Source organism: Mesorhizobium sp. BR1-1-13 (assembly GCF_020165515.1).
In the GTDB taxonomy this organism is placed as follows: Bacteria; Pseudomonadota; Alphaproteobacteria; order Rhizobiales; family Rhizobiaceae; genus Mesorhizobium.
In genome coordinates this window covers 221,444-234,210 of record NZ_JAIUIH010000004.1, presented here as the reverse complement: position 1 = coordinate 234,210, position 12,767 = coordinate 221,444, and the positions used below count along the sequence as shown (strand labels likewise).

Sequence of the window (12,767 nt, the reverse complement as noted above, 5' to 3'; positions counted from 1 at the left end):
GCGGCCCGTGAGCGCCGAACGGAGGCTAGACCATGCTTCAGAAAACCAGCCATTTCATGCGCCAGGCCAATCTTATCAACGGCGAATGGGTGCAGGCCGACAGCGGCCAGACGGTCGACGTGACCAATCCGGCAACCGGCCTCAAGATCGGCACCGTGCCGAAAGCGGGCAAGGTCGAGACCCGCCGCGCCATCGAAGCCGCCGACGAAGCGTTCAAGACCTGGCGCAAGACCACCGCGCTCGAGCGCTCGAAGCTGCTGCGCAAGCTGCACGATGCGATGATGGACAATCAGGACGTTCTGGCGGAGCTCCTGACCATCGAACAGGGCAAGTCGCTGTTCGAATCGAAGGGCGAGATCGGCTCGGCCGCCTCCTACATCCTGTGGTTCGCCGAGGAGGGCCGCCGCACCTATGGCGATGTCGTGCCGTCGCCATGGGCGGACCGTCGTATCCTGGTCACCAAGGAACCGGTCGGCGTCATCGCCGCCATCACGCCGTGGAATTTCCCGTCCTCGATGCTGGCCCGCAAGCTCGGCCCGGCACTCGCCGCGGGTTGCACCGCGGTGGTCAAGCCCGCCTCGCAGACGCCTTACTCCGGTCTGGCCTGGGGCGCGCTGGCCGAGGAGGTCGGCTTCCCCAAGGGCGTGATCAACATCCTGACCGGTGCGGCCGGCGAGATCGGCGATGAGATCTGCGCCAATCCGCTGGTCAAGAAGATCACTTTTACCGGCTCGACCGAGGTCGGCAAGATCCTGATCCAGAAGTCGTCCGTCACCGTGAAGAAGGTGTCGATGGAGCTCGGCGGCAATGCGCCGTTCATCGTCTTCGACGACGCCGACATCGATCGCGCCGTCGTCGGTGCGATCACGGCCAAGTATCGCAATTCGGGCCAGACCTGCGTCTGTACGAACCGCTTCCTTGTCCAGGCCGGCGTCTATGACCGGTTCGTCGAGAAGCTGGCTGCCGCCAGCGACAAGCTGAAGGTCGGCTCCGGTCTGGAGGAAGGTGTGCAGCAGGGGCCGCTGATCGACGAGAAGGCGGTGGAGAAGGTCGAGGAACTGATCGCCGACGCGACTTCGAAGGGCGGCAAGATCGTCGCCGGCGGCAAGCGCCATGCGCTCGGCGGCTCGTTCTTCCAGCCGACCGTCATCGCCGATGCGACGCCCAAGATGCGCTTCATGAAGGAAGAGATTTTTGGGCCGGTGGCGCCCGTCTTCAGGTTCGAGACCGAGGAAGAGGCGATCGCGCTTGCCAATGACACCGAATTCGGCCTCGCCTGCTATTTCTACACCGGCGACCTCGGCCGCGCCTTCCGCGTCATGGAAGGGCTGAAATATGGCATGGTCGGCGTCAATGAAGGCCTGATCACCACGCCGGAAGCACCGTTCGGCGGCGTCAAGGAGTCCGGGCTCGGCAAGGAAGGCGGACATCAGGGTATCGAGGACTACCTCGATACCAAATATGTCTGCATCGGCGGCCTCGGCCTCTGATAGACTATCGCCGGGACAGGCAGGCCTGTGATCTGCCTGTCCCGGCTACGAAACGGGCCGTCTGGATCAACTGACGTTTGCGGGCATGGCAATGAAGGACGGCGAGGTTTTCGGCACCACCCAGGCGGGCGAACCGGTTCGCCGCTTCACCATCAGAGGCGGCGGGCTTAGCGCCAATATCCTCGGGCTCGGCGCGATCATCCAGGACCTGCGCCTAGCCGGCCACGACGCGCCTCTTGTGCTCGGCTATGACAATCTGTCATCCTATGAAACCGACACGGCTTTCTTCGGCGCGGTCGTCGGCCGCTATGCCAACCGCATCCGCGACGGCCGTTTCACCATCGCCGGCAAGCGCTACCAGACCGAGCGCAATTTTCTCGACAAGCACACGCTGCATGGCGGCTCGCAAGGCTTTTTCCATCGGCCATGGACGGTTTCGCTGCATGGCCGGGACTTCGTCACGCTGACACTGCACGACCCCGACGGCACGATGGGCTTTCCTGGCGCGCTCGACGTCACCTGCACGTACCGGCTGAAGATCCCCGGCACGCTCAGCGTCGAGATATCAGCGACATGCGAGGAGCCGACGCTGTGCAATCTCACGCAGCATTCCTACTTCAACCTCGATGATGGCGGGACGGGCGACATCCTCGATCACCGGATGATGCTCAATGCCGGCGCCTATCTGCCGGTGGATGGCGAAATGATTCCGACGGGCACGGTGAAGCCTGTCGACGGCACGCCTTTCGATTTCCGCCAGGCGCGGCCGCTGCGCATGGAGACCGAAGGCGAGCAGCTTGCCTATGACCAGAACTTCTGCCTCGCTTCGGCGCGCGGGCCGCTCAAACAGGCGGCGTGGGTGCAAGGCGCGAGTTCCGGCGTCGAGATGGAACTGTGGACCACGGAGCCCGGCGTCCAGCTCTATACCGGCCAGTATGTGACGCCGCGCACGGGGCTGGAAGGGCGAAACCACAAAGCCTTCTGCGGTTTTTGCCTGGAGCCGCAAATATGGCCGGACGCACCGAACAGGCCGTATTTCCCGCAGGCGACACTGTGGCCGGGTGCGATCTACCATCACGTGACGGAATATCGGTTCCGGCTGCCCTGACCCTCAATCCGTTTCGAATGCCGCACGCAACGTCTCGAACGGCGCCAATGCGCCGCGCACCTGCACCACGCTGGCCGCGACACGGTGCGCGCGCTTCGTAGCCTCCGCAGGGGCATGTCCGGTCAGACGAGCGGCGAGATAGCCGCCATTGAAGGAATCGCCCGCGCCCGTGGTGTCGACGGGCGTGGCCACATGGATCGCCTGAACGTCCCGCAGCGTCCCGTCCTCGACGATCAGCGCCGGCTGTTCGCCATTCTTGACCACGACTTCGCCGACCAGTTGCCCGAGCCGCCCGGCCGTTGCTTGCGGCGTTTCATCGCCGAACAGCATCTGCTCGTCCGGAAAAGTCGGCAATGCGATGTCGGTGACGGCAAGCGCCTCCAGGATCGCGGCTTGCGCCTCCTCGCGATCGCGCCACAGTCGGGGCCGGTAGTTGGGATCGAAGGCGATCAGCGACCCCGCGGATCGCGCCTCGGCCACGGCCGATAGCAACGTGGCGCGCGCAGCGGAGTCCAGAATTCCCAAAGTGATTCCGGAAAAGTAGACAAGCGCCTGCTTTTCAAGGCTTTTTGCCAACGCAGCCGGATTGGAGGCAAGCTGCCTGGCAGCCGCATCGCCGCGCCAATAGGTGAAGGAGCGTTCCGCGCCGGTCAGCGTGATGGCATAGAGGCCGGGCCGCGCCCCCGGGATAACAGGGCTTTCGCCAATGCCGATGCCGTTGTCCGCGAAGAAGCCGATCTGGTCTTGCGAGAAAGGATCGTCTCCGAAAGCCGAGACGTAGGTCGCTGGCCTTCCACTCAGCGCATGCAGGGCCCACAGCGTGTTAAACGTATCGCCCGCAAATCCCATGCGCCAGTTCGAACCTGTTTGGCCCGAAAGCTCGATCATGCATTCGCCGATCGAGGCGACACCTTTGCCGATCATGATCCATTCCCCGTTACGATGCTGCTGTAGCTTTTTGGAGAGTAGAGCGCCATGCTTGGCAAGGGCGGTTTTTTCCGTCACCTGCGATTCCAACAGGTTTGGCGGGATGCGATCCGTGCGGCAAAACGTTATCCCCTGAAGAGGAACCGGCTTGGCTTCGATATGGCGTTATCTTTTGGCGGGTCTTGGTCTGGCAGCCTTGCTGGCTGGCATCCTGGCAGTGGTCTATCTGACCGCACCGCGAACCGCGCAGGTTGCGGGCCCGGATATCTCCCGAACCAAAAAGACCGAGAACGGATTGTTCATGGCGAGCTTCGCGCCGGAACGCGGCGTCGTCCGTCAAGGCGAACTGGAAGCCTGGCTGTTGACCTTGAAGACGATAGCCGGGGCGCCGGTGGAAGGGGCCGCGATCGCGGTATCGGGAGGCATGCCGCAGCACCGTCACGGCCTGCCGACCAGCCCGCAGGCGACGGACTATCTCGGAGACGGGCGCTATCGCATCGAAGGAGTGAAATTCACCATGAGCGGCTGGTGGCAGCTGCATTTTGCCATCTCCGCGACGGCTGGGTCGGATACGGTCGTCTTCAACGTCGTGCTGTGAGCCGCAGATGAGGCGTCTTGCACGCTTTTTCGTCTTGATGGCGATGGCTGTTCTTGCCGGATGCGGCAAGCCGGATTTTTCCGATTCCGAGAAGAAGACCATCGCCTCGCTGGCGCTGAACACGCTGCCGGCGCTGAAACCCGATACCACCAACCGGTTCGCCGATGTCCCGGCCGCCGCCGCCCTTGGCTCGACGCTGTTCTTCGACGCCAGCATGAGCCGCGACGGCACGGTGTCCTGCTCGACCTGCCACAAGATCGACCGGCAGTTTCAGGACGGCCTGCCGCAGGCGGTTGGCGTCGGCCGTACGAACCGGCGTACCATGCCGCTCGCGGGCATCGCGCGCGATCCCTGGTTTTTCTGGGACGGACGGCGCGACAGCCTGTGGGCGCAGGCGCTGACGCCGCTGGAGAACCCGCTGGAGCAGGCGGGAAACCGTGCCGCCTATGCGCATTACATCAAGGCGCGCTTCGGCGAACGTTACGAGCGCATCTTCGGCCCGCTGCCCGATCTGTCCGAGATACCAGCCAATGCCAGTCCGCTCGGCAGCGATGCCGAGAAGGCCGCATGGAGCGCCATGAGCGATCGGCAGCGTGACGCGACAAACCGGGTGTTCGCCAACATCGGCAAGGCAATTGCTGCCTTCGAACGCTCGATCGAGCCGCCGCAGACCCGCTTCGACCGGTTTGCGCTGGACCTGGCGACCGGGGCCGAGCCGAAGGGCGACGCCGCCTTCTCCCGGGAGGAAATCCTCGGCCTGAAACTGTTCATCGGCAAGGCCAATTGCGTGACCTGCCACAATGGGCCGCGCTTTACCGACAATGGGTTCCACAACACCGGCGTGCCGCCGGTCAACGGCCTGCCGCCGGATCGCGGCCGCGTCGACGCGGTACGCCAAGTTCAGGCCGACCCGTTCAACTGCTTCGGCGCCTATCGCGATGGCGATGTCGGCGCCTGCGGCGAATTGCGGTTCATGGTCAGGGACACGCCGGAACTGGTGCGCGCCTACAAGACGCCTTCGCTGCGCGGCGCGGCCACGCGGCCGCCCTACATGCACGCCGGTCAGTTTGCGTCGCTCGACGAGGTGGTGGCGCATTACGCCAAGGCTGCCCCCAGTGTGGAAGGGACATCCGAAATTCATCCGCTGGCGCTGTCGGACCGCGAGCGCACGGCGCTGGTGGCGTTTTTGAAGACCTTGGCGGAATGAATTACCTGTCCTTCACTGTCTCCATCGCCACGAAGGTCGAGGTCTGGGCGACATGGGGCAGGGCCGAAATGCGTTCGCCGAGCACGCGGCGGTAGGCGGCGATGTCCCGGGTCCGCACCTTCAAAAGGTAGTCGAAGCTCGACGCCATCATGTGGCACTGCTCGATCTCGGGCACGGCCTGTACGGCACGGTTGAAGGCATCGAGCGCGGCCGAACGGGTGTCGGACAGTTTCACCTGGACGAAGGCGACATGGCCTTCGCCCATGCGCTCGCGGTCGATGATCGCCTGGTAGCCCCTGATATAGCCGTCCTTCTCCAGCCGCTTCACCCGCGCCTGCACCGGCGTCTTGGACAGGCCGACCTTGGCCGCGAGTTCCGACATGGAAAGCCTGCCGTCGCTTGCCAACGCTGACAGGATGTTCCTGTCGATGCGGTCCAATTGGTCTTCGGTCATCGAAAATGCAGCCTTTTTCGGTAGTTTGCACTGATATGATAGATCTATTGGACTACAATGTCGATTTCTTCAGACCGCCTGTAAATCGGGACCTGTGCTAACTTGCGCCATTCGGTCCGGCGACCGCCGGCCCGCTCCCTTGTGCTTGCCCGTAGGACCCGCCATGCCAGCGCTCGACGCCATCCGCCAGCAAATCCGCGCCAACTATCTGCCCGACGAGGATCAGGCCGTGCAGCGGCTGGCCGAGGCGAGCGGCCTCTCGGCGGAGGGCCGCCGTGCGATCTCGGCTCGCGCCGCGGATCTGGTGCGGGCGGTGCGCGGCTCGTCCGATCCGCGGCTGATGGAGGTTTTCCTGTCCGCCTATGGCCTCTCTACCAAGGAAGGCGTGGCGCTGATGTGCCTGGCCGAGGCGCTGCTGCGCGTGCCCGATACCGAGACGATGGACGACCTGATCGCCGACAAGATCGCGCCGCATGACTGGTCGGCGCATTCGGGCGGCTCGAGCTCCATCTTCGTTAATGCCTCGACCTGGGCGCTGATGCTGACGGGCCGCGTGCTCGATGAAGGCGAGGGCGGCATCGAAGGCACGCTGCGCGCCATGGTGCGCCGACTCGGCGAACCCGTCATCCGCAAGGCGGTGGCGGCGGCGATGCGCGAGATGGGCGAGCAGTTCGTGCTCGGCCGCACCATCGCCGAAGCCGTAAAGCGCGGCCGAGCGATGACGCAGAAGGGTTATCTCTACTCCTTCGACATGCTGGGCGAGGCGGCCCGCACAGAGGCCGACGCGCTGCGCTACCACAAGGCCTATGCCGATGCGATTTCCTCGCTCGACGCGGGCTCCAACGGCCCCGACATCCGCCACAACCACGGCATCTCGGTGAAGCTCTCGGCGCTGCATCCGCGCTACGAGGAAGCGCAGAAGGAAGAGATGCTGCCTGTCATGGCCGAGCGGCTCCTTTCGCTGGCGCTCGCGGCGCGCCATTCGCGCATGGGCCTCAACATCGATGCCGAGGAGGCCGACCGCCTCGACCTCTCGCTCGACGTCATCGAGCGCGTGCTTGCCGAGCCGGAGCTTGCAGGCTGGAACGGATTCGGTGTGGTGGTGCAAGCGTATGGACCACGCGCGGCCTTCGTCATCGACTGGCTCTATGCGCTTGCCACGAAATACGATCGCACCATCATGGTGCGGCTGGTCAAGGGTGCCTATTGGGATACCGAGATCAAGCGGGCGCAGACGCTGGGGCTCGCCGGCTACCCCGTCTTCACCCGCAAGGTCAACACCGACGTTTCTTATCTCGCTTGCGCGAGAAAGCTTTTGTCGATGACCGATCGCATCTATCCGCAATTCGCCACCCACAATGCCCACACTGTCGCCGCCATCCTGTCGATGACGAAGAACCGTGATAGCTTCGAGTTCCAGCGCCTGCACGGGATGGGCGAGGCGTTGCACGAGACGGTGCGCAAGGCCGAAGGCACGCGCTGCCGCATCTACGCGCCTGTCGGCGCGCATTCCGACCTGCTCGCCTATCTGGTGCGCCGGCTGCTGGAGAACGGCGCCAATTCATCTTTCGTCCACCAACTCACCGACGAGGATGTCGAGCCCGAAGACATTGCGCGTGACCCGCTCGAGGCGGTCGAGAACCAGGGCCCCGCCGCCAATCCCGCGATCCCCCCGCCGGCCGCTATCTTCGGCGCAGGCCGCCGCAACTCGAAAGGGTTCGACATCACCGATCCGGTGACGTTGGCAGCGATCGACAAGGAGAGGACAGCCTTCGCGGGCCCTAACAGCTGGCACGCCAAGCCTATCACGCGCGCCGCCGGTTATGGCAAGCAGCGCCCGGTCGTCAATCCGGCCAAGCCATCGGAAGTGGTCGGCACGGTCAGTGAGGCCAACGCCAAGCAGGTGGCGACTGCGGTGCGCATCGCCGTGGAAGCGCAGCCGGCCTGGGCGCGGCGCCGAGTTTCCGAACGTGCGGCCATCCTCAATCGCGCCGCCGATCTCTACGAAGCCAATGCCGTCGAATTCTTCGCGCTGGCCACCCGCGAGGCCGGCAAATCGCTGGCCGACGGCGTCGCCGAAGTGCGCGAAGCCGTGGATTTCCTGCGCTATTACGCCGCCGAGGCGGCCAATGCCGAGGCGGGCACCGAGGCGCGCGGCGTCATTGTCTGCATCTCGCCGTGGAATTTCCCCCTCGCCATCTTCACGGGCCAGATCGCCGCAGCGCTCGTCACCGGCAATTCGGTGATTGCAAAGCCCGCCGAGCAGACGCCGCTGATCGCCTTCCGGGCCGTCGAAATGCTGCGGGAGGCCGGCGTGCCGGAAGACGTCATCCAGCTTCTGCCGGGCGATGGCCCCTCGGTCGGCGGGCCACTGACAACAGATCCGCGCATCGCCGGCGTCTGCTTCACCGGCTCGACCGAGGTCGCCAAGCTGATCGAGAAGCAACTGGCCGAGACAGCCGCGCCCGATGCCATGCTGATCGCCGAGACGGGCGGGCTGAATGCCATGATCGTCGATTCCACCGCGCTGCCCGAGCAGGCGGTGCGCGATATCCTCGCCTCCGCCTTCCAGAGTGCGGGCCAGCGCTGTTCGGCGCTGCGCGTCCTCTATGTGCAGAAGGATGTCGAGAAGAAGATGCTGGAGATGCTGAAGGGCGCCATGGAGGCGCTCAAGGTCGGCGATCCCTGGGCCATCTCGACGGATGTCGGTCCCGTCATCGACGACGAGGCACAGGGTTCGATCCGCGATTACTGCACGACGATGGGTTTGCAGGGACGGCTGATCGCCAAGCTGGAAGCACCCAGGGATGGCCGCTTCGTCGCGCCGCATGTGTTCCGGGTCAAGGGCATCGAGGAGATTGAGCGCGAAGTGTTCGGGCCGGTGCTCCATGTCGCCAGTTTCGACGCCGATGAGATCGACGCGGTGATCGCCGCCATCAACCGCAAGGGCTATGGCCTGACCTTCGGCCTGCACACCCGCATCGAGGGTCGCGTGCAGCATTTCGTCGACGGGATCCATGCCGGTAACATCTATGTCAACCGCAACCAGATCGGCGCGGTCGTCGGCTCGCAGCCGTTCGGCGGCGAGGGGCTGTCCGGCACCGGGCCCAAGGCCGGCGGACCGCATTATCTCCGGCGCTTTCGCAAAGGACCGGAGGCAGGTACGCCACTTGCCGACGGCCACAAGGTGACGGCGACCGAACTCGCCGACAATCTGCCCGATCCCGCGCTTGGCGGCTGGTCGACGCGGCCGGACCGCATCGCCATCCTGCGCAAGCACTTGCGCGGCAAAGGTGCCGCGGCGATCGGAGCAGCCGCCGGTATCGATTTCGGCCAGATCGACCTGCCCGGGCCGACCGGCGAGGCCAATACACTCTCACTGGCGCCGCGCGGTCGGGTGCTGTGCCTGGGACCGGACGGCGACACGCTGCTTGCCCAGACGATCCAGGCGCTCGCCGCCGGCAATGCGGTGCTGGCGGTGGCGCCAGGTGCGCCGGCGGCGCTTTCGGCGCTGACCGGCAAGGGCCTGCCGCTGGCGGCGATCGACGGCCGCCCCGATCCGGTCGAGGCTCGGTCGTTGCACGTCGACGTCGTCGCCTTCTCGGGGACGCCGGAAGCGGCGCGTATCGTGCGCAAGGTGATCGCCGAACGCGCAGGGCCGATCGTGCCGCTGGTCAGCGAGGTGCTCAATCCGGCGGCCTACGCGCATGAGCGGGCCGTTTGCGTCGACACGACCGCGGCGGGCGGCAATGCCAGCCTGCTTGCGGCGGCGTGAGGACCCTTATCCGGCTGGCGAGGTCGCTTCAGGCGCCCTCGACGACCGAAAAACCCTCGAACTGGGGGTGGCCGAGATAGTGGACCTTCGTCGTGCCGACGTTCCTGTGGGCGGCGCGAAAGTTCTCCGACTTGGTCCAGGCGATGAAATCGTCGTGGCTTGCCCAGACCGTGTGCGAGGCAAACAGCGTGTAGCCTTCGGTCTCGTTGACTGGGCCGCGCAGCAGATGGAACTCCCGGAAGCCCTTCATTTCCGCGAGGCTGGAATCTCGGTTTTTCCACACGGCTTCGAAATCGGCTTCCGAGCCGTTCTGCACCTTGAAGCGGTTCATGGCGATGTACATGAAGTTCCTTTCGATTTCCGGGACTGAGACGGGTGATGAACGGTTCTCTGTGGGCGCGTTCATTGTTGCGCGCGCTCCACACCGTCCTCAGACGCCGAAAGCGATACTGGTCTTGGTACCGGTTTTGAGCTTGCGCATACAAGCGTTCGGCTCGACGCCGGTGCCGACGCATTCGGTCGCGCTGTTGATCAGCACGCGGCTGACCTTGACGCAGTTGGTGCCAGCGAGATCGAAGCGCGTCACCTTCGTCTTGCCGGCCGGCAAGTCCTTGAAATCGAGCACGGTCAGGCGGTCGACGACGCCGGCGTCGTTGAACAGTGCGATCTCGAACGCCGCCTTGGAAAGGTCGGCGCCGAGATTGTTGGTGACCACGAAGGTCAGGCGGCAGCCCTTTTCGGAGGGTTGCGCGCCATTGAGTTCAAGGACGAGAGCAGGCGCCGGCGCGGACTCTTGTGCCCACGCCGGAACCGCTGCAAGCGACATCGCCAGCGCCGAGGTCAGCAGACGAAGGGATGCCGTCAAGTTCGTCATCATCATCCTCCAAACCGCATCGTTGCCGCCAGCTTCAGCGTTATGCCCGGTTCATAGACCGCGACCGTCGTGCTGCCGTTCAACGGATTGGCGTATTTGACATCGAACAGATTGTCGGCGCGAAAATCAACCTTCAGATTGTCGGTCGCCTGGTAGCTGGCGAAGGCGTTGACCAGCGTATAATCCTCGGCGATCGGGTTACCCTTGGGCTTGCCATTGTACTGCACCTCGCCGCCGACAGTGAGTTTGTCCTCGAGGAAGCGCAGGCCGAGCTGCGCGGTGACCTGCGCGGACGGGATCGTGGCAAGGTCCGCCCGATCGCCTTCGTAGGATATGGTGTGACCATTGATGATGGAGGCGGAAAGTCCGGCGTAGCCCCATGCTGCATCATAAACGCCTTCCATCTCGAAGCCGTTGATCTTGGCCTTGGCGAAGTTCTGGTACTGGAAGCAGATCGGAATGCCCGGGCCGAAAGGGCAACCGCTGGTTGGATCGAAGGCCGACAGCGTGACACCGTCGATATAGTCGTCGACATCATTGTTGAAATAGGCGGCTTTCAGCCGGAACGCATCGCCGGATTCGAGAATGTCGTTCTGCCTGTAGTTGATGCCGAATTCGACCGTCTTGCCGGTTTCGGGCTTCAGACTGGGATTGGGCAGGAACGGGAAGGTGACGCCAGCCGGATGGTTGCCGCTGATCAGGGTTTCGGTCAGCGACGGTGACCGATAGCCCTCTGCATAAGTGCCGTAGAACTGCAGCCCTGCGAGGCTGGCGCTTTCGAAAGGCGAAACGCCAACGGTGATGCGCGGCGACAAGCGGTCGCCCGATGCCTCGTGAGCGCCGTCCTTGAGGCTGTAATTGTCGTAGCGCAGCCCGGCGATCACCTCGAGCCAGTCCCAGGTGAGTTTGTCCTGGACATAGGCACCAGAAACGTTGCGCTTGCCGGAAGGCGTATAGAAGCTGTCGCCGCCTGCCGTGCCGCCAGTTTCGACGTCGTCATTCACCCAGTCGCCGCCATAGGTCAGTTCATGCGCGAGGCCGCCTGTCTCGAATCGCGACGTGTTCCAGATGTCGATGGCGGCTGTGCCGACATCGAAGGTGGCCGTCGAACCTGCCGGCAACATCACGGGAAGGCCGGTGACGGGATCGAAGCGGTTTTGCGGAACAAGGCTGGTCAGATCAAGATTGGTTTTGTTGTAGGAGGTGTTGACGTGGAGGTCGAGCCAGCTCTTGTCTTCGTCCGTGATGTTGTAGCGAGCGGTGAAGGTGTTCGACTTCAGGTCGACGTCGTTGACCGGCACGCCGCCGCTGATCTCGTTCCAGCCGTCGCTTGAACCGACCCAGCCGAGCTTCAGTTCGCTGTTGTCGCTCGGGCGGATGGTGGTCTTGAGCAGTCCGCTCAGCACGTCGAAGCCGGTGCCCTTGACGGTGTCGCCGTCGCCATCCTTGTAGTCGTCATAATTGCGGTAGACGATGTTGCCCAGCGCATCCAAATTGTCGTTGAAGCGATAGGCGCCGGATGCGCTGGTGGTCCAGCCCCCGCCGTTGCTCTCGTAGCGTCCGGTGACGGAACCAGCCCATGTCTCGTCCGGCTTGAGGAAGTCCTGGGCGTCCTTGGTGTCGAAGAAGACCACGCCGCCGATTGCGCCCGAACCATAGGTGTTGGCGACCGGACCATGGATGACGTCGACGGATTTGATAAGCTCGGGGTCGACGTAGAAGGTCGATTGGGTGCCATGGTCGGAACGCTGGAAGTTCTGCCGCGCGCCGTCGACGATGACCGCGACGCGGCCGAAATCCTGCAGGCCGCGGATATTGACGCTGGTGCTGACGCGCCTGGCATCGGCCTGCGCCGCGACGCCGGGCACGCCGAACAGCATTTCGTTCGGCGTCGTCGCCATGCGGCGATCGAGCTGTTCCTGGTCGATATGGCTGGCCGAGGCCAGCGATTGGATGGCCGTTTCTCCGGTGCGGCTGATGACCAGAACCTTGTCGAGCAGCGTTGCGCCCGCTGGCGCCGGCTTTTCCCCCTCAGCCTGCTTCGATTGATCGGCCTGCTCTCCCGCCGCCTGTGTTGATTGCTGAGCGTTGGCAGGTGGCACGAACAAGGCAATCGCCGCCACGCCCGCCAGCAAAGCCGCTGCACCGTTCGGCCCCGACCAGCCGCGCCGTTCCCAAATCGCTAACCCCATGTGCCCCAACTCCAAAGTTTCCAGGTTCGATGCGGGCTGGCCTGGGGCTGGCTGGCATTTGTGATCGTATTCCCGTCTTAAATCTTGACTCATTTAATCCGGTATTGCACTGACTAGTAAACATGATTATTCGAGTCAAGAA

At 64.1% G+C, this 12,767-nt stretch carries 10 protein-coding genes; 5 read left to right on the top strand and 5 right to left on the bottom strand.

The annotated features are described in order from the left end of the window. Window positions 1-32 precede the first annotated feature (32 nt). Together LB533_RS11870 and LB533_RS11865 are read left to right on the top strand one after the other, a co-directional pair. Window positions 33-1,490 carry an NAD-dependent succinate-semialdehyde dehydrogenase gene (locus LB533_RS11870; protein ID WP_224677234.1) on the top strand — a complete coding sequence of 486 codons (1,458 nt, stop codon included), beginning with the start codon at window positions 33-35 and terminating at the stop codon, window positions 1,488-1,490. A gap of 85 nt (window positions 1,491-1,575) precedes the next feature. Then, the gene (locus tag LB533_RS11865; protein ID WP_140639001.1) at window positions 1,576-2,598 is read left to right on the top strand and encodes an aldose epimerase family protein; all 1,023 of its coding nucleotides are present in this window, start codon (window positions 1,576-1,578) and stop codon (window positions 2,596-2,598) included. A gap of 3 nt (window positions 2,599-2,601) precedes the next feature. Here the strand turns inward: LB533_RS11865 and LB533_RS11860 are convergent, their stop codons facing one another. Next, window positions 2,602-3,522 carry a sugar kinase gene (locus LB533_RS11860; protein ID WP_224677233.1) on the bottom strand — a complete coding sequence of 307 codons (921 nt, stop codon included), beginning with the start codon at window positions 3,520-3,522 and terminating at the stop codon, window positions 2,602-2,604. Window positions 3,523-3,673: 151 nt separating this feature from the next. Here LB533_RS11860 and LB533_RS11855 point away from each other — a divergent pair, with 151 nt between their 5' ends. Further along, the gene (locus LB533_RS11855) at window positions 3,674-4,123 is read left to right on the top strand and encodes a FixH family protein (RefSeq protein WP_224677232.1); all 450 of its coding nucleotides are present in this window, start codon (window positions 3,674-3,676) and stop codon (window positions 4,121-4,123) included. Between the two features lie 7 nt (window positions 4,124-4,130). Then, on the top strand, window positions 4,131-5,330 hold the full coding sequence (locus tag LB533_RS11850; RefSeq protein WP_224677231.1) for a cytochrome-c peroxidase: 1,200 nt from the start codon (window positions 4,131-4,133) through the stop codon (window positions 5,328-5,330). A gap of 1 nt (window position 5,331) precedes the next feature. On the opposite strand, the gene LB533_RS11845 is transcribed toward LB533_RS11850, so the two are convergent. Continuing rightward, window positions 5,332-5,784, bottom strand: coding sequence for an Lrp/AsnC family transcriptional regulator (locus tag LB533_RS11845; RefSeq protein WP_140551405.1), 453 nt, complete (start codon window positions 5,782-5,784; stop codon window positions 5,332-5,334). 163 nt (window positions 5,785-5,947) lie between these two features. On the opposite strand from LB533_RS11845, the gene putA reads away from it, so the two are divergent. Then, the gene (gene putA / locus LB533_RS11840; protein WP_224677230.1) at window positions 5,948-9,559 is read left to right on the top strand and encodes a bifunctional proline dehydrogenase/L-glutamate gamma-semialdehyde dehydrogenase PutA; all 3,612 of its coding nucleotides are present in this window, start codon (window positions 5,948-5,950) and stop codon (window positions 9,557-9,559) included. 28 nt (window positions 9,560-9,587) lie between these two features. Here putA and LB533_RS11835 read toward each other — a convergent pair whose 3' ends face one another. From LB533_RS11835 to LB533_RS11825, 3 genes are all read right to left on the bottom strand, one after another. Then, on the bottom strand, window positions 9,588-9,902 hold the full coding sequence (locus tag LB533_RS11835) for an antibiotic biosynthesis monooxygenase family protein (protein WP_140517212.1): 315 nt from the start codon (window positions 9,900-9,902) through the stop codon (window positions 9,588-9,590). A gap of 87 nt (window positions 9,903-9,989) precedes the next feature. Next, on the bottom strand, window positions 9,990-10,433 hold the full coding sequence (locus LB533_RS11830) for a hypothetical protein (RefSeq protein WP_224677229.1): 444 nt from the start codon (window positions 10,431-10,433) through the stop codon (window positions 9,990-9,992). Window positions 10,434-10,435: 2 nt separating this feature from the next. Beyond that, complete coding sequence (locus LB533_RS11825; RefSeq protein WP_224677228.1) at window positions 10,436-12,625, bottom strand: TonB-dependent hemoglobin/transferrin/lactoferrin family receptor; 2,190 nt, start codon at window positions 12,623-12,625, stop codon at window positions 10,436-10,438. Window positions 12,626-12,767 lie beyond the last annotated feature (142 nt).